This window comes from Pseudomonas sp. No.117, assembly GCF_054558395.1.
In genome coordinates this window covers 450,580-474,150 of sequence record NZ_BAAJNP010000004.1, presented here as the reverse complement: position 1 = coordinate 474,150, position 23,571 = coordinate 450,580, and the positions used below count along the sequence as shown (strand labels likewise).

At 69.0% G+C, this 23,571-nt stretch carries 24 protein-coding genes; 10 read left to right on the top strand and 14 right to left on the bottom strand.

Annotation, left to right across the window (positions count from 1 at the left end; translation table 11 throughout):
* Positions 1-26 precede the first annotated feature (26 nt).
* Positions 27-605 carry a glutathione S-transferase family protein gene (locus ACYJP6_RS12080; protein WP_459475211.1) on the top strand — a complete coding sequence of 193 codons (579 nt, stop codon included), beginning with the start codon at positions 27-29 and terminating at the stop codon, positions 603-605.
* 50 nt (positions 606-655) lie between these two features.
* On the opposite strand, the gene ACYJP6_RS12075 is transcribed toward ACYJP6_RS12080, so the two are convergent.
* The 5 genes from ACYJP6_RS12075 to ACYJP6_RS12055 are packed head-to-tail and all read right to left on the bottom strand — an operon-like array spanning position 656 to position 5,923.
* Positions 656-1,720 carry a 2,3-butanediol dehydrogenase gene (locus tag ACYJP6_RS12075; protein WP_459475210.1) on the bottom strand — a complete coding sequence of 355 codons (1,065 nt, stop codon included), beginning with the start codon at positions 1,718-1,720 and terminating at the stop codon, positions 656-658.
* 11 nt (positions 1,721-1,731) lie between these two features.
* The gene (locus ACYJP6_RS12070) at positions 1,732-2,853 is read right to left on the bottom strand and encodes an acetoin dehydrogenase dihydrolipoyllysine-residue acetyltransferase subunit (RefSeq protein WP_459475209.1); all 1,122 of its coding nucleotides are present in this window, start codon (positions 2,851-2,853) and stop codon (positions 1,732-1,734) included.
* Positions 2,850-3,869: an alpha-ketoacid dehydrogenase subunit beta gene (locus tag ACYJP6_RS12065; protein WP_459475208.1), complete on the bottom strand. Its 1,020-nt coding sequence runs from the start codon at positions 3,867-3,869 to the stop codon at positions 2,850-2,852. The genes ACYJP6_RS12070 and ACYJP6_RS12065 overlap by 4 nt, the downstream gene beginning before the upstream one ends.
* A gap of 25 nt (positions 3,870-3,894) precedes the next feature.
* Positions 3,895-4,872, bottom strand: coding sequence for a thiamine pyrophosphate-dependent dehydrogenase E1 component subunit alpha (locus ACYJP6_RS12060; protein ID WP_459475207.1), 978 nt, complete (start codon positions 4,870-4,872; stop codon positions 3,895-3,897).
* A gap of 1 nt (position 4,873) precedes the next feature.
* On the bottom strand, positions 4,874-5,923 hold the full coding sequence (locus ACYJP6_RS12055; RefSeq protein ID WP_459475206.1) for an ATP-NAD kinase family protein: 1,050 nt from the start codon (positions 5,921-5,923) through the stop codon (positions 4,874-4,876).
* Between the two features lie 366 nt (positions 5,924-6,289).
* Here ACYJP6_RS12055 and ACYJP6_RS12050 point away from each other — a divergent pair, with 366 nt between their 5' ends.
* The gene (locus tag ACYJP6_RS12050) at positions 6,290-8,167 is read left to right on the top strand and encodes a sigma-54-dependent Fis family transcriptional regulator (protein WP_459475205.1); all 1,878 of its coding nucleotides are present in this window, start codon (positions 6,290-6,292) and stop codon (positions 8,165-8,167) included.
* 169 nt (positions 8,168-8,336) lie between these two features.
* Positions 8,337-9,308 carry an SDR family NAD(P)-dependent oxidoreductase gene (locus ACYJP6_RS12045; protein ID WP_459475203.1) on the top strand — a complete coding sequence of 324 codons (972 nt, stop codon included), beginning with the start codon at positions 8,337-8,339 and terminating at the stop codon, positions 9,306-9,308.
* A gap of 24 nt (positions 9,309-9,332) precedes the next feature.
* Here ACYJP6_RS12045 and ACYJP6_RS12040 read toward each other — a convergent pair whose 3' ends face one another.
* On the bottom strand, positions 9,333-9,800 hold the full coding sequence (locus tag ACYJP6_RS12040) for a hypothetical protein (RefSeq protein WP_459475202.1): 468 nt from the start codon (positions 9,798-9,800) through the stop codon (positions 9,333-9,335).
* Between the two features lie 214 nt (positions 9,801-10,014).
* Here ACYJP6_RS12040 and ACYJP6_RS12035 point away from each other — a divergent pair, with 214 nt between their 5' ends.
* The gene (locus ACYJP6_RS12035) at positions 10,015-10,296 is read left to right on the top strand and encodes a hypothetical protein (protein WP_459475201.1); all 282 of its coding nucleotides are present in this window, start codon (positions 10,015-10,017) and stop codon (positions 10,294-10,296) included.
* Between the two features lie 9 nt (positions 10,297-10,305).
* Here ACYJP6_RS12035 and ACYJP6_RS12030 read toward each other — a convergent pair whose 3' ends face one another.
* The 3 genes from ACYJP6_RS12030 to ACYJP6_RS12020 are packed head-to-tail and all read right to left on the bottom strand — an operon-like array spanning position 10,306 to position 13,280.
* Positions 10,306-10,620, bottom strand: coding sequence for an AtuA-related protein (locus tag ACYJP6_RS12030; protein WP_459475200.1), 315 nt, complete (start codon positions 10,618-10,620; stop codon positions 10,306-10,308).
* Positions 10,617-11,969 carry an acyclic terpene utilization AtuA family protein gene (locus tag ACYJP6_RS12025; protein ID WP_459475199.1) on the bottom strand — a complete coding sequence of 451 codons (1,353 nt, stop codon included), beginning with the start codon at positions 11,967-11,969 and terminating at the stop codon, positions 10,617-10,619. Before ACYJP6_RS12025 ends, ACYJP6_RS12030 begins: the two co-directional genes overlap by 4 nt.
* Positions 11,970-13,280: a CitMHS family transporter gene (locus tag ACYJP6_RS12020; protein WP_459475198.1), complete on the bottom strand. Its 1,311-nt coding sequence runs from the start codon at positions 13,278-13,280 to the stop codon at positions 11,970-11,972.
* Positions 13,281-13,408: 128 nt separating this feature from the next.
* Between ACYJP6_RS12020 and ACYJP6_RS12015 the strand changes: the two genes are divergently transcribed.
* Entirely contained in the window at positions 13,409-14,290 is an 882-nt protein-coding gene (locus ACYJP6_RS12015; RefSeq protein WP_459475197.1) for a LysR family transcriptional regulator, read from the top strand.
* Here the strand turns inward: ACYJP6_RS12015 and ACYJP6_RS12010 are convergent.
* The gene (locus tag ACYJP6_RS12010) at positions 14,287-15,198 is read right to left on the bottom strand and encodes a LysR substrate-binding domain-containing protein (protein ID WP_027599558.1); all 912 of its coding nucleotides are present in this window, start codon (positions 15,196-15,198) and stop codon (positions 14,287-14,289) included. The two genes, ACYJP6_RS12015 and ACYJP6_RS12010, sit on opposite strands and share 4 nt — an antisense overlap.
* A gap of 194 nt (positions 15,199-15,392) precedes the next feature.
* Here ACYJP6_RS12010 and ACYJP6_RS12005 point away from each other — a divergent pair, with 194 nt between their 5' ends.
* The 5 genes from ACYJP6_RS12005 to ACYJP6_RS11985 all read left to right on the top strand — a co-directional run bounded on the left by ACYJP6_RS12005 (position 15,393) and on the right by ACYJP6_RS11985 (position 20,407).
* Positions 15,393-16,142, top strand: coding sequence for an SDR family NAD(P)-dependent oxidoreductase (locus tag ACYJP6_RS12005; protein WP_459475369.1), 750 nt, complete (start codon positions 15,393-15,395; stop codon positions 16,140-16,142).
* 77 nt (positions 16,143-16,219) lie between these two features.
* Entirely contained in the window at positions 16,220-17,518 is a 1,299-nt protein-coding gene (locus ACYJP6_RS12000) for an MFS transporter (protein WP_007158548.1), read from the top strand.
* A gap of 14 nt (positions 17,519-17,532) precedes the next feature.
* The gene (locus ACYJP6_RS11995) at positions 17,533-18,381 is read left to right on the top strand and encodes a transketolase (protein WP_459475196.1); all 849 of its coding nucleotides are present in this window, start codon (positions 17,533-17,535) and stop codon (positions 18,379-18,381) included.
* On the top strand, positions 18,381-19,376 hold the full coding sequence (locus tag ACYJP6_RS11990; RefSeq protein WP_007158546.1) for a transketolase family protein: 996 nt from the start codon (positions 18,381-18,383) through the stop codon (positions 19,374-19,376). Before ACYJP6_RS11995 ends, ACYJP6_RS11990 begins: the two co-directional genes overlap by 1 nt.
* Before the next feature lie 122 nt (positions 19,377-19,498).
* Positions 19,499-20,407, top strand: coding sequence for a LysR family transcriptional regulator (locus tag ACYJP6_RS11985; protein WP_459475195.1), 909 nt, complete (start codon positions 19,499-19,501; stop codon positions 20,405-20,407).
* Here ACYJP6_RS11985 and madM read toward each other — a convergent pair.
* The 4 genes from madM to ACYJP6_RS11965 form a co-directional block, all read right to left on the bottom strand.
* Complete coding sequence (gene madM, locus ACYJP6_RS11980; protein ID WP_459475194.1) at positions 20,404-21,168, bottom strand: malonate transporter subunit MadM; 765 nt, start codon at positions 21,166-21,168, stop codon at positions 20,404-20,406. The genes ACYJP6_RS11985 and madM overlap by 4 nt on opposite strands.
* 1 nt (position 21,169) lies before the next feature.
* A complete protein-coding gene (gene madL / locus ACYJP6_RS11975; protein ID WP_459475193.1) occupies positions 21,170-21,604 on the bottom strand; it encodes a malonate transporter subunit MadL in 435 nt (144 codons plus the stop codon).
* A gap of 331 nt (positions 21,605-21,935) precedes the next feature.
* Positions 21,936-22,871: a malonate decarboxylase subunit epsilon gene (gene mdcH / locus ACYJP6_RS11970; protein WP_459475192.1), complete on the bottom strand. Its 936-nt coding sequence runs from the start codon at positions 22,869-22,871 to the stop codon at positions 21,936-21,938.
* Complete coding sequence (locus tag ACYJP6_RS11965) at positions 22,868-23,557, bottom strand: malonate decarboxylase holo-ACP synthase (protein WP_459475191.1); 690 nt, start codon at positions 23,555-23,557, stop codon at positions 22,868-22,870. The genes mdcH and ACYJP6_RS11965 overlap by 4 nt, the downstream gene beginning before the upstream one ends.
* Positions 23,558-23,571 lie beyond the last annotated feature (14 nt).

Below are 23,571 nucleotides of genomic sequence, written 5' to 3'. Positions count from 1 at the left end.
GCCCCGTCCGTGCCCAGGAGTCCGCCATGCAACTGCTGCTGAACCAGACCTCGCCCTATGCCCGCGCTGCGCGCGTCACTGCCCTGGAAGCCGGTTTCGGCGCGCGCCTGGAGCTGGTGTGGAGCGACCCCTGGAACGAAGACGCGCGACTGCTGGCGGCCAACCCGGCGAACAAGGTGCCCGTGTTGATCACCGACGAGGGCCTTGCCCTCAGCGAAACCCTGCTGATCTGCCTCCATCTGCATCAACTGGCGGGTGGCAGTCCGCTCGCGGCTGACCAGCTGCAACTGGCCGGCCTGGGGCAGGGCCTGATCGACGCCGCCTTCGGCACGGTGATCGCCCGCAAGCATGGCGGCGCGGCCCAGGATGGCTCGGTGCTGGGTGCCCGTCGGCTGGCGGCCATCGGTCGCCTGCTGCAGCGACTCGAAGAGACGCCCCTGCTGGACGAGGACCGCCTCGACTTCGGCCACTTCCTGGTCGCCGTCGGCCTGGACTATCTGAGTTTTCGCCTGCCGGAAATCGACTGGTCCGCGAACGCGCGGCTGGTGGCCTTCCACCAGCGCCTCATGGGGCGGCCCAGCTTCAGCGCGACGACCTTCCAGTAAGGCCGCGAAAAGCCCCACGCGGCGACCCCCGCCGGCCGCGTGGGAAAGCCCTAGAGTTCGATCAGGATCTTCAGCTGGGTACCGCCCTTGTCCAGCAGGGCCTCGAAGCCCTGTTCCACGACGTCGTCCAGGGCGATGTGGCGGGTGACGATCTTCTCCGCCGGTAGCTGCCCGCTGGCGATGAGCGCGGCCACCTGGGGCCACATCAGCGTCGAGTAGCACCAGGAACCGCGCAGGTCGACGTCCTTGTAGGTGAGGGTGAAGCCATCCAGCGCCGGGGGCTTGCCCTGCATCCCCACCTGCACCACCACGCCCTGGCGGCGCACGGCCTCCAGGCATAGCCCCAGCGGCGCCTCGGCGCCCACGCATTCGAAGGCCACGTCGACCCCTACGCCACCGGTGGTGTGGGCGCGTACCTCGCGCAGGACGTCGGTGCTGCCGGGATTGAGGGTGATAAGGCCGTCCACCAAGGCGTGCGCCATTTCCAGGCGGTTGTCATTAAGGTCCACCAGGAAGATGCGGGTCGCCCCGGCGGCGCGGGCGGCCAGCACCTGTAGCTGGCCGATGGGCCCGGCGCCGGCCACCAGCACGCTGTCGCCCGGCTTCACGCCGCCCCTGTGGGTGGCGTAGACGGTCACCGCCGTGGGCTCGATCAGCGCCGCATGCGCGGTGCTGAGATTGTCCGGCATGGGAATGGCGTTGTAGTCCTCCACCAGGGAGTATTCGGCCATGCCGCCCCAGGGATGCGACAGGCCGATGATGGCCAGTTGTTCGCTGAGCTGGTACTGGCCGCGCCGACCGTAGTAGTCGTCCCGTGGCGAGACCATGGGCTGGATGGACACCCGATCGCCGGGCTTCACCGCCGTCACCTGGCTGCCCACGGCTTCCACCACGCCGGAATACTCATGGCCGAGGATCTGCGGCACCTGGCCACCGGTGTAGGCATGGGGGGCGGTGGGGATGAAGATGGGGCCACCAACATATTCGTGCAGATCGGTGCCGCAGATACCGCAAAACTGGTTCCTGACCAGCACCTGGGTGGGGCCCGGTGCGCCGGGCGGCGGGACGTCTTCCACCCGGATATCGCGGGCGGCATGGAAACGAGCAGCTTTCATGGGGGGCTCCTCTAGGCGTTGCAACGAGGTAGGAAGGCCTGGATCAGGGCGTTGACCCGGTCGGCGGCTTCCATCTGGACCATGTGGCCCTGGTCGGCCAGGATCTCGACCTGGACCGCCGCGGGCAGGCCTTCGGCATGCTGGGCCGGAATGATGGCGTCGGCCTTGCCCCAGATCAGCAAGGCAGGGATATCTCCGCCCAGGACGTCACGCAGCACCTGGGCCTGGCGACCGCCGGGGAAGAGGTTGCCGGCCAGCTGGTGCAGCGCCGCGTCCACGCCTTCCAGCCGCTTGTACTTGAGCAAATCTTCCAGCAGCGGCCGGGTGACCAGGCCAGGGTCGCTGAACAGCAGGCTGACCGGGCCCTTGAGCTGGTTGCGGCTGGTGGCGGCGACGAAGCCTGCGAGGTAGTCACCGTTGATCTCCGCACCCAGCCCGGCACTGCCGATCAGCACCAGTCCGGCGACTCGCTGCGGCGCTACCTGCGCCAGGTGCAGGGCCACGGCGCCGCCCATGGAGTGGCCGACCAGTACGGCGCGGGGAATGTCCAGATGGTCGAGCAGCGCCAGCACCGCGGCGCCCAGCTCGGCGAGGTCGCCCGTGGCCAGCGTCTTGCCGGACTGGCCATGGCCGGGTAGGTCCAGGGCGATCACCCGGCGCTCGGCAGCCAGGGCCTCGTGGTTGAACAGCCAGTTGTCCAGGTCGCCGGAGAAGCCGTGGATCAGTATCAGCGGCAGGCCACCTTCACCTCGTTCCAGGTAGCGCAGCGGGCGGCCGTCGATGTCCACCCGCTGGGCCTGGGGACCGGTGTCCGCGGCGTCTTCGCCACCGGGCACGAAGTCTTCCTCGAAGCGGGCGATCACGGCGTCGATCTCGGCCTCGCTGGCTTCGCCTTCCACCACGATGGCCAGTAGAGCGCCCACGGCGAGGGTCTCGTCCTCGCGCGCCAGGCAGCGGCGCAGGGTGCCGGAGAAGGGCGCCTCGACGCTGCTGCTGATCTTGTCGGTCTCGACGTCGAGCACCTCGTCGCCCTTGGCGATGCTGTCGCCTTCGGCCTTGAGCCAGGCGTTGACCCGGCCCTCGGTCATGGACAGCCCCCACTTGGGCATGGTCAGGGTATGGATCTGGCTCATGCGGCCTGCCTCCCTTGGGTGATCTTGACCACGGCGCGCTCGATCTTGGCCGCGTCGGGGATATAGAGGTCTTCCAGGGCATCGGAGAAGGGCACCGGGGTGTGCGGCGCGGTCACCAGCTGCACCGGGGCGCGCAGGTCGTCGAAGGCCTGCTCGGCGAGCAGGGCGGCGATGTCGGTGGCCACCGAGCAGCGCGGATTGGCTTCGTCGATGACCACCGCGCGGCCGGTCTTCTCCACGCTTTCCAGGATGCTGTCTCTATCCAGCGGGCTGGTGGTGCGCAGGTCCAGCACCTCGCAGGAGATGCCCTGGCGCGCCAGGTTGGCGGCGGCGTCCATGGCCAGGTGCACCATGCGGCCATAGGTGATGAGGCTGACGTCGTCGCCTTCGCGCAGGAAGCTGGCCTCGCCGAAGGGGATGGCATAGGACTCCTCGGGCACCTCGCCCTGCATGCCGTAGAGCAGCTTGTGTTCGCAGAAGATCACCGGGTCGTTGTCGCGGATGGCCTGGATCAGCAGCCCCTTGGCATCGTAGGGGGTGGCCGGGCAGACCACCTTGAGGCCGGGGATATGGGTCCACCAGGCGGTCAGCATCTGCGAATGCTGGGCCGCAGCCCTTAGCCCCGCGCCGACCATGGTGCGCAAGACCAGCGGGGTGACCGCCTTGCCGCCGAACATGTAGCGGAATTTGGCCGCCTGGTTGAGGATCTGGTCCAGGCAGCAGCCGGCGAAGTCGACGAACATCAATTCGCACACCGGTCGGGTTCCGCGGGCGGCGGCGCCCACCGCCGCACCGACGTAGCCGATCTCCGACAGCGGGGTGTCCAGCACCCGGCCGGGAAACTTGTGGTAGAGCCCCTTGGTGACGCCGAGCACGCCGCCCCAGGCGTCCTGCTCGCCGGGCGCCCCGGCGCCGCCGGCGTTGTCCTCGCCCATGAGGAAGACGGTGGGATCGCGGCGCATCTCCTGTTCCAGGGCTTCGTTGATGGCTTGCTGGTAGCTGATCTTTCTGGCCATGGTGGTGCTCCTTGTTGTTTTCCGATCAGGCGTAGGTGACGTAGACGTCGGTGAGCAGGTCTTCCGGGCCGGGCTTGGGATCGGCTTTGGCCTTGCGCACGGCGTCCTCGATGAGCTGTTCCACCTCCTGGTCGATGCTGTCGAGCAGGGCGGGCTGGAGTTGGCCGGCGCGGGTCACCCGCTCGCGGAATTGCATGAGGCAGTCGCGCTGCTCGCGGGCCTGCTTGACCTCGTTGGGATCGCGATAGGTCTGGGCGTCGCCCTCGAAGTGGCCGAAGTAGCGGGTGAACTTCACCTCGATCAGCGAGGGGCCTTCGCCGGCCCGGGCGCGGGCCACGGCGGCCGCCGCGGCTTCATGGACGGCGAAGAAGTCGAAGCCGTCCACCGTCACCCCGGGCATGCCGAAGCCGGCGGCGCGGTCGGCGATGTGGTCGCAGGCCACCGACCAGTTCGAGGCGGTGGCCTCGGCGTAGCCATTGTTCTCGGCGACGAAGATGCATGGCAGGTTCCATACCGAGGCCAGGTTCATGGCCTCGAACACCGCGCCCTCGTTGGAGCCGCCGTCACCGAAAAAGGCCACGGCCACGGCGTCGCTGCCCTTGAGCTTGGCCGCCAGGGCGGCACCGGCAGCCAGGGGCGCCCCGGCGCCGACGATGCCGTTGGCACCGAGCATACCCTTTTCCAGATCGGCGATGTGCATGGAGCCGCCCTTGCCCTGGCAGACCCCGGTCTTCTTGCCGTAGATCTCGGCCATCATGCCGTAGACGTCGACGCCCTTGGCGATGCAGTGGCCGTGGCCACGGTGGGTGGAGGCGATGCTGTCCTCGTGGCCCAGGTGGGCCATGACACCGGCGGCCGAGGCCTCTTCGCCGGCATAGAGGTGGACGAAGCCGGGGATCTCGCCGGTGGCGAATTCCACGTGCAGCCGCTCCTCGAAGGCGCGGATGGTGCGCATCACCCGGTAGGCATGGTTCAGTTGGTCGACGCTTGGGGTCTCGCTCATCTTATTGTTCTCCTGGATTGCCGAGGGGCGACGTGGGCCGGCGGTGGACCAGCAGGCGCTGCTGCGCCGCCAACTCCAGCACCCGCTCCACGTCGATGCTCAGGGGGCCGTCGAGGTCCAGCGTCACCTGCGGACGCGCCTCGGGGCCGAATTCGATTTCGCGCTCGCCATCCAGCGCCAGGGTGCCGGCGGCCAGCGACAGGGTGCGCGGCTCGCCCGGCAGCAGCAGGCCGCTGGCGGCGATACCGGCCTGGGCCAGCACGCCCGGGGCAAGGGGCACGGTGAGTTGCGCCAGGGCACTCGGGTCCAGGCGCACCCAGCCGCCGTGGGGCGCGTTGCGCGGGACGGGATGCCAGAGACCGCACAGCGCCGAGAGGCCGATGGCCCAGGGTTCAGCGAAGGTGGTGAAGACCTCGGCCAGGTCCTCGACCTGGGTCACCGCCCGGGCGCCGAGATAGGCCTGGCGACAGACCGCCACGTCCACCAGCGCCCAGTCGCGGATGGCGCGCTCGGGCACCTCGACGCGCAGCCGCTTGTTGCGCCGCAGCGCCAGGGCCGGATCAACCCGGCCGCTGGCCACCAGGCCGCCAGCCAGGCCCGCGCTGGTGGCCTCGCGCAATTCGGGAAAGGCGTTGTTGGTGCCAGTAGAGAGGGTCAGCAGCGGTAGGTCATCCACCTCGGCGGCCACCGCCTTGTGGGTGCCGTCACCACCTAGCACGGCGATCACCGCCGCCCCTTGCGCCAGCAACAGCCGCGCGGCGCGGCGGGTGTCGTCCACGGTCTGGGTCAGCGGCAGGTCGAGGAATACCAGCTCCGGCCAGCGCTGCTCGCGGGCCTGGCGACTGCCGCTGGCCTTGAGTACGGCGGCGGCGATGCCGGTCATATCGGGTGGCAGCAGCACTCGCTCCACCCCCGTGGCGCCAAAGGCCGCCAGGAGGCGCATCACCACCCCGGCCTTGTCGGTGCTGGAGGTGAGGGCGGCGTTGCCGGTCAGCCGGCGCAGGTCACGTCCCGAGGCGGGGTTGGGCAGGATGCCGACGGTCACCGGCATGGCTGCAGCCTCGCGGTGGGGCCGCCGGTCGCCGGGAGCGGTTCGATCTGCCAGGTTGCGCTCATGGGGCTGACCCTCTTGTCGTTGTCATGGGAGCGTCGCAGAGCCCAGAGCAAGGCCGGTGCCAGGTCGTCTCGAAGTGGCTGTAGCCCAGCTGTGGCGCGGCTTGCAGCGCTAGGGGCAGTTTTCGCTCAGGGCGGCTGGACGAGCCGGGGCGTCTCAGCGCCGCAGCCGCGCGGCGAGACGCTGAGACGATTCGTCTCACCGGCGGGGCGACTTGAACGGCGGGCGCCGGGGGCGCTAAATGAAGGGCAGAACAATGACCGGCCTTCCACGCCATGACCGGAACTGAGGGAGAGACACCCCATGCTGTCTGCCCAGGCGCACCACCACGCCCGTGCCATCGACCAGGCCCTGCGCGCACCGCTGCGCAGCCTTAGCCCGCCCGGACGGATCCTCGAATCCTGGCGCCGCTCCTTCGAGCAGCACCACCTCGATCCGGGCTGCCTGCACGGCCCGCGCATCCTCTCGCGCTACGAATTGCGCCAGCACCAGCAGGCGGCGGAGGACTTCCTGCGCGTCGCCGACGGTGAACTGGGCGCGCTGCACGCGCGGGTGGAGGCGGCCGACTACTGCGTGCTGCTGGCCGATGCCCAGGGCCACACCCTGGACTACCGGGTGAGCGATCGCCTGGATGACGAATGCCGCCTCGCCGGGCTCTACCTGGGCACCTGCTGGTCCGAGCAGGAGGAGGGCACCTGCGGTGTCGCGGCGGTGCTCACCGACCGGGCGCCGGTGACGGTGCACAAGGCCGATCATTTCCGCGCCGCCTTCACCGGCCTCACCTGCACCGCCGCACCGGTGTTCGCCCCGGGTGGCGAATTGCTCGGGGTGCTGGACGTCTCGGCACCGCGGTCACCGGACGACCGCCGCAGCCAGTTGCTGATCCAGCAATTCACCCGCGACAGCGCCCAGCGCATCGAGAATGCCTACTTCATGCACAGCGCCCGTGGCGACTGGGTACTGTGCGGCCATGCCCAGGCCAGCTACCTGGAGACCCAGCCGGAATTCCTGCTGGCCTGGGACGCCAGCGGTCGCCTGACCGGTCTGAATCGCCCGGCGCGGCAGCTCTGCCTGAGCCAGCTCGGCTACCTGCCGCAACGCCTCGACGAGTTGTTCGGCCGTGACGCCGCGGCCCGGCTGCGAGAGGACGACGCCGAGCCCCTGCGCCTTGGCGAGGCGCGTTTCCATGGGCGGGTCAGGCCGCCGCGCCCGCGCGTGGGGGCGGTCATCCCGCTGGTGCGCACCAGCGCCGAGCCCGAACAGGAACCCCGTGTCACCCGCGCCCTGGAAACCGCCGTGCGTCTCTATCGCCACGGCCTGCCGATCCTGGTCACCGGCGAGACCGGCACCGGCAAGGAAGTCTTCGCCCGCGCCCTGCATGCGGGTGGCGACCGGGCGGCCCGGCCCTTCGTCGCCCTCAACTGCGCGGCCCTGCCCGAGAGCCTGATCGAGAGCGAACTCTTTGGCCATGCCCCCGGTGCCTTCACCGGGGCCCAGCGCCAGGGCCGCGACGGCCTGATCGTCGCGGCCGATGGCGGCACGCTGTTCCTCGACGAGATCGGCGACATGCCCCTGGCCTTGCAGACCCGGCTGCTGCGGGTGCTGGCCGAGGGCGAGGTGCTGCCGGTGGGCAGCGCCAGGCCGCGGCGGGTGGATGTGCGCCTAGTCTGCGCCACCCACCGGAATCTCACCGAGCGAGTGGCCGCCGGGCTGTTTCGTGAAGATTTGCTCTATCGCCTCAATGGCGCCGTCTTCCAGTTGCCACCGCTGCGCGAGCGTGCCGACCGCCTGGCCCTGGCGCGGCGGCTGCTGGCCGAGGAGCGCGGTAACCGCCCAGCGCCGGACCTGGCGCCCCAGGTGCAAGAGGCCATCCTGGCCCACCACTGGCCGGGCAACGTGCGCGAGTTGCGTAACGTGCTGCGCTATGCCGACGCGCTCTGCGAGGGCACCCTCATCACCCTCGACCACCTGCCGGCCAGCCTGCACCCGGAACAGCTCCTGGCCAGCGAGCCGGAACCCCAGCTCGACAGCCCCGAACGCCGGGCGATTCTCGCCGCCCTGGTTCGCCATCGCTGGAAGGCCGTCCCCACCGCCCAGGCACTCGGTATCTCCCGGGCCACCCTCTATCGGCGCCTCAAGCTCTACGGTATCGCCATGCCGCATCGGCAGCCTGAGGCCTGAGTCTTCCGCTGAACGGTCGCCTGGCGGCGCGGCTGCCCTGGGACGGTCGTCCTGGCGCTCAACCGAAGCGGCAGGGGCCGGTATGACGGGCATCGGTCATTCCGGGCGAAGCGTCACGACTGCCGCCCAGGGGTCACACCTCAGACACGGACCCCGAGGAAGACCCCTGATGCGTACCCTGCCGCTGTTGCTTGCCCTGCCTGCCGCCCTGGCCCTGTTGAATCGCGCCTCGCCGCGTCGCCCTGGGCGCTCGGACCGCGAGCAACTGAGCGGAAGAACCCTGGTGGTCACGGGCGCCTCCAGTGGCGTCGGCCGCGGCGTGGCCCTGGCACTAGCCCAGCGCGGTGCCAATCTGGTGCTGGCCGCGCGGCGCAGCGAGGCTTTGGAAGCCCTGGCGGTCGAGGTCCAAGCCCTGGGCGTGGCCGCCCTGGTGGTGCCGACCGACGTGGCCGATGTCGGCCAGATGACGGCGCTGGCCGAGCAGGCCGAGCAGCGCTTCGGTCGTATCGATGGCTGGATCAACAATGCCGGTGTGGTGGCGGTCGGACGCTTCGAGGAAGTGCCCCTGGAAGACCACCTGCGCCTGCTGGATACCAATGTGAAGGGCGTGGTCATCGGCAGCCACCTGGCCCTGCAGCGCTTCCGGCGCCAGGGCTACGGGCGGCTGGTCAACGTGGCTTCGGTGGATGGCGAGATCCCCCATGCCTACCAGGCCTCCTACTCGGCGTCCAAGGCCGCCGTGCTTAGCCTCGGCCGGGTGCTGCAACAGGAGCTGCGGCGCGGAGGGCAGCCCAACATCCAGCTGTCGACGGTGCTGCCCTGGGCGCTCGATACGCCGATCTGGGGCCATGCGGCTAGCTATACCGGGCATCGCGCCGACCTGCCGACCAAGGACGTACCGGACAAGGCGGTGCAGGCCATCGTCAGGGCGCTGCTGCAGCCGGAGCCGGAGATCATCGTGGGCTACAAGGCCAGGCTCGCCTGCTGGGCCCATCGCCTGGCGCCCGAGCGCACCGAGCGCTTCACCGCGGCCGCCGTGCAACGCGCGGAGATCGACTGGAATCCGCCCAAGGCTGCCAGCTCGGGCAACCTGCAGCGGCCCGATCCGGCCGGGCAGGGCGTCAGGGGGTCGAATTTCTGAGAAGCGCCCGAGCCGGCCGATACCTCACTGCGGAGCCGCGTTTGGTCCTGAAGCGCGCGCTCCCGGGCTTGAAATCGCCAGATGGGCAAGGTCCGGGTGGCAGCGCACCGCGGCTTCCAGACCAGGGACGAGGGCATCCTGGGTGCAGAGCAAGGCGGTAGGGGCGACCTCGGCCAACAGGCTCGCCAGCTCCGGCCAGATCGCCTCGCCGACCGCTCCCACTTCCAGGCGCGGCAACAGCGGCAAGCCTTCCAGCAGCATCACCTGGCAGTGGCCATACATGTCGGCCTGGGTGAACACGGCTGCTCGCTCTGCGGCCGAGACCAGCATGATACGGCGATGACCGAGCTTAACCAGATGGCGGGTGGCCCGCTCGATACGCTGGCCACAGCCACGGGCGGAGAGGCCGCGCAGGGCCGCTGCGCTCGGGCCAAGGCGCTGGGCGGGGGTAGTGAGCGTGCTGAACAGGTGGATGGCGGGACGGGTATCCATCAGGCGGCCTCTGCCACGGCTGGGAGGGCAAGAGATCCAGAGTGCCGGCTGCGGATGGCAGCTTCATGACACCTGATTGGAGGTGACTTGCCCGAGTCCGGACGACCGCCCGCAGGCAGTCCGCACTCTCCTGAAAGGCCCCGTGCAGAGGTCTTGCGTTCTTCAGCACGGCGGCTAGCCTGAAGGGTGACGTTCCTTCGCCGGGAGCCTGCGCATGGACAGGTTGCAAGAACGCTTGGCCAAACTCGATCCGCCGCTGGGTCATCAACTGGAGTGGCGGGATGACGGGCTGCTGATCACGCTCATTGATCCCGATCACCACGCCCGGGTATCGCGCCTGATCAGGTCCAACGAGATGCACGATATCGAGCGGGTCAACCTGGTCCTGTTGCACGCCATCAATGAGTTGCGCCGCAAGGGTGCCCAGGTGCCGCTGGACAAGGACACCGTCCTGCTGACGAAGCTGCCGAATGACAAGGTCGGCAGCCCCAGCTGATCGCCGTGCTCAGGCGTCCAGCTCCAAATCCAGCAGCGCCGCGCCCAGGCCCTTGCCATGGGCGTCCAATGCCAGGGAACGGGTGACACCCCCACGCAGCGCGCCGGGCAATACGAAGTTCAGGGCGCCCAGCGCCGGCAATTCGTAGCGGCGCACGGGCGCGGCGTCGGCCGGGCGGCTGTCGGCGAACCAGGCAGCCACCCGTTCGGCGGTCAGCGCCTGGCGCAGGCGCTCGAAGTCTTCGCGGCGGTAGGCGATTACCGCCATGTTGGAGGTGTCGCCCTTGTCGCCGGTCCGGACGTGGGCAATTTCGCGCAGTTTCATGGCAGCGTCTCCAGGTTCAGGGTGGGGGTGACCGCAGTGCGCGGCCAGAGCAGCGAGGCCACGGCGATGACCTCGCGGACCGTCTTGGTGGCGCCGCCGCCGCCCGCTGGGCCATTGGTGTAGAGGGTTTCCACCTCGTTGCCGATCTGCACCGCTGCCGCCCGAGTCGCGCAGCGACCGACGACGCGCAGCCGCACCTCCCAGGGCTCGCCGGAGGCGCGGGCCGCTAGGGTTTCCCCATGCAGGGCGTCGCAGCCGATCAATTCGCAGCGCAATTCCTCGACCGCTACGCCACAGAGTTGCAGGCGTTCGCGCACTACGTCCGCCGCCAGGCGGGCACGGGCCAGGGCACCTGGGCCAGCGTAGGAGATCTGGCCTTCGCCATGCCAGCCGTCGCGATAGCCCACCGAGACCTTGAGCTGCTCGGAGCGCGGCTTACCCCGCGCACCGCTGACTGCCACCCGGTCGGGTGCGGCCTGCTGCAGGACCACGCCGGAAAAGTCGGCGGTAACGTCCGGCGTGAGATAGGCCGCTGGATCATGCACCTCATAGAGCAGTTGCTCGGTGCAGGTCGCCGGGGTCACGCAACCGCCGGAGCCGGCCACCTTGGTGATCGTGGCATGACCATCGGCGTCAACCTCGGCCAGGGGAAAGCCCAGGCGGGCGAGGTCGGGGACGTCCTTGTAGCCAGGATCGGCGAAGTAGCCGCCGGTGACCTGGCCCGCGCATTCCAGCAGATGGCCGACCAGGGTGCCGCGTCCGCGACGCTCCCAGTCGTTCGCGGCCCAGCCGAATTCGTGCACCAGCGGCGCCAGGAACAGCGAGGGATCGGCCACCCGGCCGGTGATGATGACATCGGCATCGGCCTCCAGCGCCTGGACGATGCCTTCCACCCCCAGGTAGGCATTGGCCGAGATCACCCGGTCGCCCAGCTCGGCCAGGGTCTGGCCGTTGTCCAGCAAGGCCTCGGCCGGCAGCTGCGCCAGCACATCGTCACCGGCCACGGCGGCGATCTTCAGACCGGTTACGCCCAGCTCCCGCGCCAGCGCCGCGACCTTGCGCGCCGCGGCGGAGGGATGGGCGGCGCCCATGTTGGTGACTACCCGCAGGCGCGGCCGTCCAGCCTTATTCAGCAGCGGCAGGATACGGCGCATCCTGGCTTCCAGCAGCGGATCGAAACCGGTCTCGGGATCAGCCAGCCGCGCCTGTTGCGCCAGGGCGATGGTGCGTTCGGCCAGGCATTCGAAGACCAGGTAGTCGAGCCGGCCATGCTCGGCCAGTTCCACGGCGGGTTCGATGCGATCGCCGGAATAGCCGGCGCCGCAGCCGATGCGAAGAAGACGGCTCATCTAGAAGACTCCCAGGAGCAAGGCGGTCAGGGTCATCAGCACCGAGGCCGCGAACAGGAAGGGGATGGTGAAGCGCTGGTGATCGGCCAGGTCCAGCTTGCACAGGCCCACCAGCAGGAAGGTCGCCGGGGTCAGGGGGCTGACCGGGAAACCCGTGGTGTGCACCCCGAGCAATGAGGCCTGGGCCACCTGCACCGGATCGACCCCCAGGTTGCGGCCGACCTCGGCGATCACCGGCATGACGCCGAAGTAGAAGGAATCCGGATCGAACAGCAGGCTCAGCGGCATGGACAGGAAACCCACCACCGCCGGGATCAGTTGGCCATGTCCGGCCGGGATGCCGGCCACCGCCACCTGGGCCATGGCCTTGAGCATGCCGCTGCCCTGCATGATGCCGGTGAAGACCCCGGCGGCGAAGAGGATGCTGGCCATGGTCAGGGCGGTCTTGGCATGGGCGTCGATGCGCGCCTTCTGGGCGTCCACCGAGGGGTAGTTCAGGCACAGCGCGGCCACGGTGCCAAGCATGAACATCACCACCGGATTGACCCAGCCGGCGATCATCACGCCCATCACCACCAGGGTCAGCAGCAGATTGATCCAGAAGCGCCCAGGGCGCCTCAGGGCGCGTTCGGCCTCGCTGAGCACCCGCTCCGGCGCGGCACCGGCACCGCCGCCGGCCAGCCAGGGCGCCTGGCCGGCCAGGGTCAGGCGCTTCTCCTCGCGCCGCCCGAGCCACCAGGCACTGGCGAAGACGAAGGCCAGGCCCACCAGCTGCACCGGGATCAGCGGCTGGAAGAGGTCGGCCACCGGCACGTGGAGGGCAGCGGAAGAGCGCAGCACCGGCCCGGTCCAGGGCAGGAAGTTGACCCCGGCGGCCATGGCGGCCACGCAGGCGAGGATGCGCCGGTCCAGGCCCAGGCGGGTATAGAGCGGCAGCATGGCGGGGATGGTCACCAGGAAGGTCACCGCGCCGGAGCCATCCAGGTGCACCAGCAGGGCGAGCAGGGCGCTGCCGCAGACGATGCGCGTCGGCCGGGTACCGACGGTGCGCAGGATGCGGTCGATGATGGGATCGAGCATCCCGGCGTCGGTCATGATGCCGAAGAACAGGATGGCGAAGACGAACATGCCGATCACCGGGGCGACACCCTTGATGCCGGCGATGATGAAGGCGCTTGTGCCGAGGCCGAAGCCACCGATCAGGGCCGCGGCGATGGGGATGACGATCAGGGCGACCAGGGGCGAGACGCGTTTGCTCATGACCGCGACGAGCAACGCGAGAATGGTGACGACACCGAGCAGGGCGAGCATGGCGGACTCCTTGGACCGTGGCGCGGCAGGCGGGCGCACGGGAGGTTTTGTTGTTGTGGGCCCAGTATTCGAAGACGTCCGATGTCCTGTAAATTGGAATCTTCCGAAGCAGCGTTCAGAAAAACAAAATGAAGAATCTGCTCCAGCATGTGCAGGCCTTTCTCGCCGTGGCACGCCAGGGCTCCTTCGCCCGGGCGGCGGAGGAATTGCACCTGTCACCGCCGGCGCTCACCGTGCAGATTCAGCAACTCGAAGCCTGGCTGGAGGTGCAACTGCTGGAGCGCACCCCGCGGCGGGTCCAGCTGACCACCGCCGGGGAAGAATTGCGCGGCCCCCTGGAGCGCATCCTGGTGGACCTGGGCGATGTCCAGACCCACGCCCGGGACCTGGCCGGCCTGCGCCGCGGGCGGATCACCCTGGCGGCCTTGCCGTCGTTCTTCATGGGGCCCTTTCCCGAGTTGCTGAAAACCTTCCAGGCCCGTCATCCGGCCATCGAGGTTCGCCTGCAGGATGTGGTGGCCGGCCGGGTCGAGGCGCTGGTCAGGGAAGGGCAGGTGGACCTGGGCATCGGCGTCCGCCCACGGGCCGTGGACCTGGACTTCCAGCCGCTGTACGTCGATCACCTGCAGCTGTTCGTCCCCAGCAACCATCCCTGGGCAGGCCGCACCGAAATCACCCTGGCCGAACTCGACGCCGTGCCCCTGCTGCTCACGGGGCGTGACAGCAGCGTGCGCGAGTGCCTGGACTTCGCCTTCGCCGCCGCCGGCCTGCGCCTGGTGGCGGCCCTGGAGGCCAACTACATGAGCACCCTGCTGGCCCTGGTGGCGGCCGGGCAGGGCCTCGCGTTGTTGCCGGAGTCGGCCGGTGGCGAGGCCCCGGTGGTGGCCCTGCCGCTCTGCGGCGAGAGCCTGGCCCGGCCGCTGGGCATCCTCACCCCCACCGGCCGCAGCCTCACTCCGGCGGCCCAGGCCTTCGTCGACTTGCTCCGGGAGCGGCTGCAGGTGCTCTAGTACTCGAAGGGCTGGCCCAGCTCCTGTTGCAGCCAGTCCAGAAAGCGCCGCACCCGGGCGTAGCGCGAGTGCGCCCGGGGAAACACCAGGTGGTGAGCGGCCACCGGCAGGTCGTCGTCCTGGGGCAGCACCCGTACCAGATCGCCGCGGGCCAGATAGTCCGCCGCCAGCACCGTGCTCTCCAGGGCGAAGCCCAGGCCATGGCGGGCGGCCTCCAGGGTCATGTAGGAGCGATCGAAACTCAGGGTGTAGGGGCGTTCCGGCAGCGCCAGGCCCTGCTGGGCGAACCAGTTGGGCCACTTCATCAGGGTGGCCTCGGACAGGATCAGCTCGCTGTGCAGCAGATCCGCCGGCGACTGGATCGGACGTTTTTCCAGCAACTGCGGCGCGGCCAGGACCGCCAGGCGTTCGCGCTGCAGGGTGCGGATTTCCAGGTTCGGCCAGCTGGGCAGGCCGTGGCGGATGTCGATGTCGACCTTGTCGCGGCTGAAGTGCAGGGATTCATAGGAGCAGGAGAGATTGATCTGCAGGTCGGGGTGGCTCTGGCGGAACTGTTCCAGTCGTGGCATCAGCCAGAGCAGGCCGAAGCTCGGCGCCGAGTGCAGGCGCAGGCATTCCAGGCCGGCATCGCTGGCGGCGCGATCCGTGGCCATGGCCAGCCGGTGCAGCACCTCGCTGACCTCTTCGAGGTATTGCTCCCCGGCCGGGGTCAGGGTCATGCCGCGCGCGCCGCGGACGAAGAGGGCGCGTCCCACCAGGGCCTCCAGCTTGGCCAACTGATGGCTGACCGCCGAGGGCGTCAGCGCCAGTTGCTCGGCGGCGCGGGCGACGTTGGCGAAGCGGGCGGTCTGCTCGAAGGCTTGAAGGGCTTTCAGGGGTGGCAGGGAAAGCGTCTTGCCGGAATCCATGAGTTGCGGGTCCTGTGGCCAGTTCGAGATCGATTCTTAAGCTGTCAGACCCAGCTGCCAAGCCGCAGGCATGAATTTTATTCAGCACGGTCTGACGCAGGCTGCGTTGCTGGGGCCCTGGGGCGGGGGCACTCTGGCCCTCAGCGACAGCCCTCCACAACAACAAGAAGGATAGCGTCATGCCCCTGCATTCCCTGCTGCTGCAAGATAAGATTGCCCTCGTCACCGGCGCCGCCTCCGCCCGCGGCATCGGTCGAGCCACGGCCCAGGCCTTCGCCGCCCAGGGCGCGCGGGTCATCATCCTCGACCTCGATGCCAGCGCCGCGCGGGATGCCGCCGCCAGCCTCGGCGAATGTCACCTGGGCCTGACGGCCAACGTGGCCGACGAGGCCCAGGTCAGGGCTGCGGTCGATCAGGCGCTCGCCCACTACGGTCGCCTCGACGTGCTGGTCAACAACGCCGGCATCACTCAGCCGGTGAAGACCCTGGAGATCGGCCGCGCCGACTACGACCGCATCCTCGACGTCAACCTGCGCGGCACCCTGCTGATGTCCCAGGCGGTGATCCCGGCCATGCGCGAGCAGGGTGGTGGCAGCATCGTCTGCCTGTCCTCGGTGTCCGCCCAGCGTGGTGGTGGCATCTTCGGCGGTCCCCACTACAGCGCCGCCAAGGCCGGGGTGCTGGGCCTGACCAGGGCCATGGCGCGGGAATTCGGGCCGGACGGCATCCGCGTGAATGCCCTGACCCCCGGCCTGATCCAGACCGATATCACCGGCGGATTGATGCATGACGAGCGCCGCCAGTCGATCATCGACGGCATCCCCCTGGGTCGCCTGGGCGAGCCCAGGGACGTGGCCAATGCCGCGCTGTTCCTGGCCAGCGATCTCTCCGGCTACCTGACCGGCGTTACCCTGGACGTCAACGGCGGCATGCTGATCCACTGATCGCCCCTTCGTTTTCAACGCTCTGCATCGACAAGGACGCCGCGCCTGCGGCGTCCATAACAACAAGAGATCAGACCATGACTACGCTCACCCTGGCAGCGGCCACCTCGGCGCGCGCCAACGCCTATCGCAAGACCGCCTGGCGGCTGATGCCCTTCCTGATGCTGTGCTACTTCTGCGCCTATCTGGACCGGGTCAACGTCGGCTTCGCCAAGCTGCAGATGATGAACGACCTGGCCCTGAGCGAAGCCGTCTACGGCCTCGGCGCCGGCATGTTCTTCCTCGGCTATTTCCTCTGCGAGGTGCCCAGCAACATCATCCTGCACAAGGTCGGCGCCCGCCGCTGGATCGCCCGCATCATGATCACCTGGGGCATCCTTTCCGGGATGTTCGCCTTCGTCGAGACGGCCTGGCAGTTCTACCTGCTGCGCTTCCTGCTCGGTGTGGCCGAGGCCGGCCTGGCGCCGGGCCTGCTGCTCTATCTCACCTACTGGTTTCCCTCCTACCGCCGTGCGCGCATGACGGTGCTCTGGTTCGTCGCCATACCTCTGTCGGGCATGATCGGCGGGCCGCTGTCGGGCTGGATCATGAATCAGTTCGCCGGCGTCCATGGCTGGGCCGGCTGGCAGTGGATGTTCGTCATCGAAGCCATCCCCACGGTGGTGGTGGGGCTAATGGTGCTCGGCTATCTCAAGGATGGCGTGCACCAGGCGACCTGGCTGGACGACGAGGAAAAGGCGCTGATCCAGAAGGAACTGGCCGAGGACAACCAGCACAAGACCGAGCACGCCAGCGTGCGCGACTTCATCCGTGATCGCCGGCTGTGGCTGCTGGCCGCCATCTACTTCTGTGTGGTCATGGGCCAGTACGCCATCACCTTCTGGCTGCCGACCCTGGTGCGCAATTCGGGGGTCGCCGATCCGTTGCACATCGGCCTGCTCACCAGCCTGCCCTATATGTGCGCCATCGTCGCCATGCTGCTGGCCGGGCGCAGCGGCGACCGGCACCGCGAGCGCCGCTGGCACCTGGTGATCCCCATGCTGCTGGGCGCCTGCGGCCTCAGCCTCGCCGCGGTGTTCGGCCACAACGTCACCCTGTCGATCCTCAGCCTGTGCCTGGCAGCGGCCGGCATCCTTTCCGCGTCCTCGCTGTTCTGGATGTTGCCCACCACCTTGCTAGGCGGAGTCACCGCCGCCGCCGGCATCGCCGCGGTGAACAGCTTCGCCAACCTGGCCGGCTTCTGCTCGCCCTACCTGATCGGCTGGATCACCACCAGCACCGGTTCCAGCGCCATCGGCATGTTCCTCATCACCGGGGTGCTGGTGATCGGCGCCACGCTGGTCCTGCGCATTCCCGCCGCCCTGGTCAATCGCTAATCGAGGTACAGATCATGACCGCTTCTTCGCCACAACCCGCAACGCTCTCGCTGGCCGAGCGCGCCCACAACATCCGCCGCCATGCCCTGCGCATGGGCCAGATCCAGGGTCAGGGTTATGTCGGCCAGGCCCTGGGCGTCGCCGACGTCCTGGCCGTCGCCTACTTCCACGCCCTGAGCTACCAGCCGCAGGCGCCCGAATGGGAAGGGCGCGACCGCTTCTACCTGTCCATCGGCCACTACGCCATCGCCCTCTATGCCGCGCTGATCGAGGCCGGGATCGTGCCGCAGGAAGAACTGGAGACCTATGGCTGCGACGACAGCCGCCTGCCCATGTCGGGCATGGCCGCCTACACCCCCGGCATGGAGATCACCGGCGGTTCCCTCGGCCAAGGCCTCGGCATCGCCGTGGGCGCCTGCCTCGGCCTCAAGCGCAAGCAGTCGAAATCCTTCGTCTACAACCTGCTGTCCGATGGCGAACTCAACGAAGGCGCTACCTGGGAAGCGGCCATGTCGGCCTCTCACTGGCAACTGGACAATCTCATCGCCCTGGTAGACGTGAACAACCAGCAGGCCGACGGCCACTGCCGCGAGATCCTGGCCTTCGAGCCCCTCGTCGAGCGCTGGCAGGCGTTCGGCTGGTTCGTCCAGCGCGTCGACGGCAACGACCGCGCGGCGCTGGTCGCCGCCTTCGACCGGGCTCGCCAGCACCCGGGCCCTCAGCCCCGGATCATTCTCTGCGATACCCGCATGGGCAAGGGCGTGCCCTTCCTGGAAACCCGCGACAAGACTCACTTCATCCGCGTCGAGGCGCACGAATGGGCCCTGGCCCTCGACGCCCTGGATGCCGGGAGGGACTTCTGATGACTACCACCGCCACCAAGCCACGCCTGACCACCTCGGCGATGATCGCCAGCATCGCCGCCGAGGGCCAGCCGACCCGACCAGCCCCGTTCGGCCATGCCCTGGCGGCCCTGGCCGAACAGCGCCAGGACATCGTCGGCCTCACCGCGGACCTGGCCAAGTACACCGACCTGCACATCTTCGCCAAGGCCCATCCCGAGCGCTTCTACCAGATGGGCATGGCCGAGCAGCTGCTGATGAGCGCCGCCGCCGGTATGGCCCGCGAAGGCTGCGTACCTTTCGCTACCACCTATGCGGTGTTCGCTTCGCGACGTGCCTACGACTTCATCTGCATGGCCATCGCCGAGGAGAACCTCAACGTCAAGATCGTCTGCGGCCTGCCCGGGCTGACTACCGGCTACGGCCCCAGCCACCAGGCCACCGACGACCTGGCTATCTTTCGCGCCATGCCCAACCTCATGGTGATCGACCCCTGTGATGCTCTGGAGATCGAGCAGGCGGTGCCGGCCATCGCCGCCCACCAGGGGCCGGTCTACATGCGCCTGCTGCGCGGCAACGTGCCCCTGGTGCTGGATCGCTACGACTACCGCTTCCAGCTGGGCAAGGCCCAGGTGGTGCGCCCCGGACGCGACGTGCTGGTGGTGTCCACCGGCCTGATGACCATGCGCGCCCTGGAGGCCGCCGAGGCCCTGGCCGCGGATGGCGTGGACGTCTCGGTGCTGCACGTGCCGACCATCAAGCCGCTGGACGAAGCGACCCTCCTGGCGGAAGCCCGCAAGCCGGGGCGGCTGGTGGTGGCGGCGGAGAACCATTCGCTGATCGGTGGCCTGGGAGAGGCCGTCGCGACCACCCTGTTGCGCAACGGCGTGACGCCCACCTTCCGCCAGATCGCGCTGCCCGACGCCTTCCTCGACGCCGGGGCGCTGCCGACCCTGCACGACCGCTACGGCATCTCCACCACGGCGGTCTGCCAGCAGATCAAGGGTTGGTTGTAGGGCGGGGAGAGGGCGCCTGGTTACCTCCGGTGGTTATCGGGCTGAACCAGGCGCTCGGCACTCGACGCCGCCTGCCCATCCGGGCAAGGTGATCAGCTGTCTCTCACCGCCCGCTGGCCGCCATGTCCGATACCGATGAACTCACCCTGCGCAAGCTGGAGATCTTCCTGGCCTTCATGCGCAGTCGCAACCTGGCGCGGGCCGCCGCCGAGCTGGGCACCAGCCATGTCAGCGTGCACCGCGCCATCCATTCGCTGGAAAATGCCCTGCGCTGTCCGCTGTTCAAGCACGAGGGGCGTACCCTGACGCCGCTGGACGGCGCCTTCGTGCTGGAGGCGCGCGCCGAGCGACTGCTGCAGGACCTGGCCGAGACGGTGCGGCTGACCCGGCAGGCGGCGGGTTTCTCGGCCGATCGCTTTCGCCTGGGCGCGCTCTATTCGCTGACGGTCAAGACCGTGCCCCAGCTGATCATGGGCCTCAAGCTCAGGCGCAGCGAACTCAACATCGACCTGGTGCTGGGTTCCAACGCCGATCTCGCCGAGCAACTGCACGACTTCAAGCTGGACGCCATGCTGGTGGCCCTGGACGACGCCGTGGTGGACGCCGACTGCGAGAGCGTGGAGCTGTTCAGCGACGACATCTTCCTGGCCGCGCCCAGCGACTCGCCCTTCGCCGACCAGGCCGAGGTGGACCTGCGCGATCTCGCCGGGGTGCCCTTCGTGACCCTGACCCAGGGCTTCGCCACCTTTCGCGACGGCCGCCAGGTGTTCGCCCAGGCCGGCTTCGAGCCGGAGGTGATCATGCAGGTCAACGACATCTTCTCGCTGATGAGCATGGTCAGCTCCGGGGTGGGCTACGCGTTGCTGCCGGGGCGGGTCGAGGCGGTCTACCAGAACCGCCTCAAGCTGCTGCCCCTGGCCCCGCGCTACCGGCTGCAGCAGCGCATCGGCGCGGTCTTTCTGCGCAGCCGCGAGCGCGATCCCAATCTGCTGGCCTTCGTCGCCGAATGCCGGATGTACGCGCGCCACTAACCCGCCAGGGCTCGCACACAGAAGTACAGCAGCGACGGCCCCAACAGGCAGCCCAGACCCGTGTGGAAGGTGGCGGTGAGGGCGCCATAGGGCACCAGGCGGCGGTCGGTGGCGGCGAGCCCCGCGGTGACGCCGCTGACGGTGCCGGCCAGGCCGCCGAAGACCATCGCCGAGCGCGGGTTGTCCAGCGCCAGCAGGCGCGCCGACGCGGGCGTCGCCACCATGACGATGATCGCCTTGATCAGGCCGGTGGCGATGGACAGCGCCATGACGTCGGAGCTGGCGCCCAGGGCGGCGCCGGTCACCGGGCCGACGATGTAGGTCACCGCGCCCGCGCCCATGGTGGTCATGCTCACCGCGTCGCGGTAGCCGAAGGCCCAGGCCACGGCGGCGCCGACGATGAAGGGCAGCACGGTGCCGAGCAGCAGGGCCACGGCGCCGATCACTCCGGCCTTGCGCGCCTCGGTGGCCTGGACCTCGAAGGCGGTGGCGACGATGGCGAAGTCGCGCAGCATGGCGCCGCCCATCAGCCCGATACCGGAAAACAGCGCGAGGTCGGCCAGGCCTTTCTGGCCGCCGGTGACGGTCCCGCCGACCCAGGCCAGCACCAGGCCGATGACGATGGCGATGGCCGAGCCGTGCACCCGGCCAAAGGTCAGTCGGCGCGAAAGGATCACCGAGATCCACATGATCAGGCCGATCAGCGCGAAGGCGGCGACCAGGCCGTTGTGTTGCAGGGCTTTGGTGATGATGTCGTTCATCCTAGCGACCTCCGACCGGTGCGGCATGGGTGACCGCTGATGCGGGGGCCACGGCGGCGTCCGGCAAGGGCGGTAGCGGTTCGCCGCGATGGCTGCGGCTGATCAGGGCGATGGTCGCCCCGCAGACTGCCACGGCCCCCACGGCTGCCAAGAGTGCTACCGGGCCACCGTGCAGGGCGGTGACCACGTTCTGCTGAGCCGCCATGGCCACCACCACCGGGATGTACAGCGCGCCCCAGAAGCCGACGCCGAATTCGCATTCCTTGCTCATGCCGCCATGCCGCTCCATGTAGAGCCGGGCGCAAATCAGCAGGAGCATGGCGATGCCCACCCCGCCGACATTGGACTTGACCCCGAGCAGGACGCCCAGGAAGTCGCCGATGATGACGCCTGCAAGCATGCAGACGGCCAGAAGCGCTACACCGTAGATGATCATTGTTGTTGTCCTCGGTTGTGCTTGGGTGGGGTAAAGCCTGGCACCGATCTCGCTTTTACCCCCCTCTCCCTCTGGGAGAGGGCTGGGGTGAGGGCGGCCGCCGTGTTTTAAGTCTTTGTCTATCCTCGGTTGTGCTTGGGTGGGATGAAGCCTGGGTACCGCCCCCGCTCTTACCACCTCTCCCACGGGGAGAGGGCTAGGGAGAGGGCAGCCGCCTTGTTCTAAAGTCTTCGTCCAGCCTCGGTTGTGCTTGATGGGATAAAGCCGAGGCACCGCTCCCGCTCTTGCCCCCTCTCCCTCGGGGAGAGGGCAGCCCCATGTTCGGAATTTCCTAGTCCGGTCTTGCCGCCTCCTCGCGCCGCAGCGCGTCCAAGGTGTCGGGGTGGGTGTCCTGCCAGGCCAGCACCCCGGCCCCGGGCAGCACGCGCTTGGCCAACTGGGTGAGCACGCTGCCCGGCGCCAGCTCGATGGCCAGGCGTACGCCGCGCTCGCGAGCGGCTTCCAGGGTGGCGTGCCATTCGATGGGCCGCGCCATGTTAAAGGCCAGGTCGTCGCGCAACTGCTCGGCGCGCACCAGCCGCCGTGCCGAAGTACCGCTCAGATAGGCCAGGCGCGGCGCGCGCAGCTCGACGCCGGCGAAGGCCTGGTCAAGAGTTTTGGCGGCCTCCGCCAGCAGCGGGCAATGGGACGGCACGCTCATGGCCAGGCGCTTGGCCGCCGCCGCGCCCTCGGCGCGCGCCGACTCGGCCAGCACGGCGAGGCCCGCGTCGCTCCCCGCCACCACGTATTGCTGCTCGGCATTGGCGTTGGCCAGGTACAGCGGCGCGTCAGGACGGTGGTGGTCAGAGACCAGCTTCTCGATCGCGCCGCGCCCCAGGCCAAGGATCGCCAGCATGCCGTAGCCGCTCGGATAGGCCGCCTGCATCAACTCGCCGCGACGGGCCACCAGGCGCAGGGCATCGGCGAACTCCAGGGCCTCGGCCACCACTGCTGCGGCATAGGCACCAATGGACAGCCCGGCCACCAACTGCGGTGCCGGGCCCCGACTCAACAACAGCCGCGCGGTGGCGACGCCGGCGATCAGCAGACAAAGCTGCACGGCGCGGGTGTGTTCCAGTGCCGTGGCGGTATCCAGGCCCAGGGGATCGCGTTCCAGCACCTCGGCCGCTTCCTCCAGGGTACGCCGGACCTCGGCGTGCTCGGGCAGGACGTGCAGCATGCCGGGACGTTGGGCGCCCTGGCCGGGAAACTGGAAGAGGATGCTCATGCGGCGCGCGCCTCCCGCCAGGGATCGCCTACCAGCTGGGGACCGGCAGCTGCTTTGAGCAGCACGCGTGAGGCGTTTCCGGCCCATTCGGCCAGGGCCACGCCGCCGAGCGGGGTCTCCAGCAGGATGTCCAGGCGACACAGCGCTTGCCCCTGCAGGGACGCCAGCAAGGCCCGCGCCTGGTCACGCGACATTTTAGCTTCGCAGCGGATCAGCAGATCCAGATCGCTCCCGGCATGCAGCGCCGGCCAGCCGGAGGCCAATTCATAACCCGCGGCGCCGGTAGGCCCCCAGGGCAGCCCCAGGTCATCCAATAGCGGTTCGATAAAGGCCAGGGTCGAGAAGACGGGCAGGTCACGGCAATCACTGGAGACTCTCAGGGCCTCGGGTGGGAGCTGGCGCCTCACGGCAGCAGGCTCCAGCCAGGCCGCCATCCGTTCGGCGCGGGTGGTGCCGCGCAGGCCGACCGGAATGCGGTCTGACTCGGGTGCCGCCCGCCGTACCACCACCGGCAGGCCGGCCTGGGCGACCGCTACCGCCCAGGCAGGGGCTTCTGCCGGAAGGGTATCCGGCGTCAGGCCCCAGAGCAGGTCGTGGGGGCTGTGTTGGGCTTCGCGTTGCTCAACCCAACCTACGAAAGTGTCTCGTAGGTTGGGTTGAGCGCCAGCGAAGCCCAACGATCCCATCGCCCGCCCGCTCA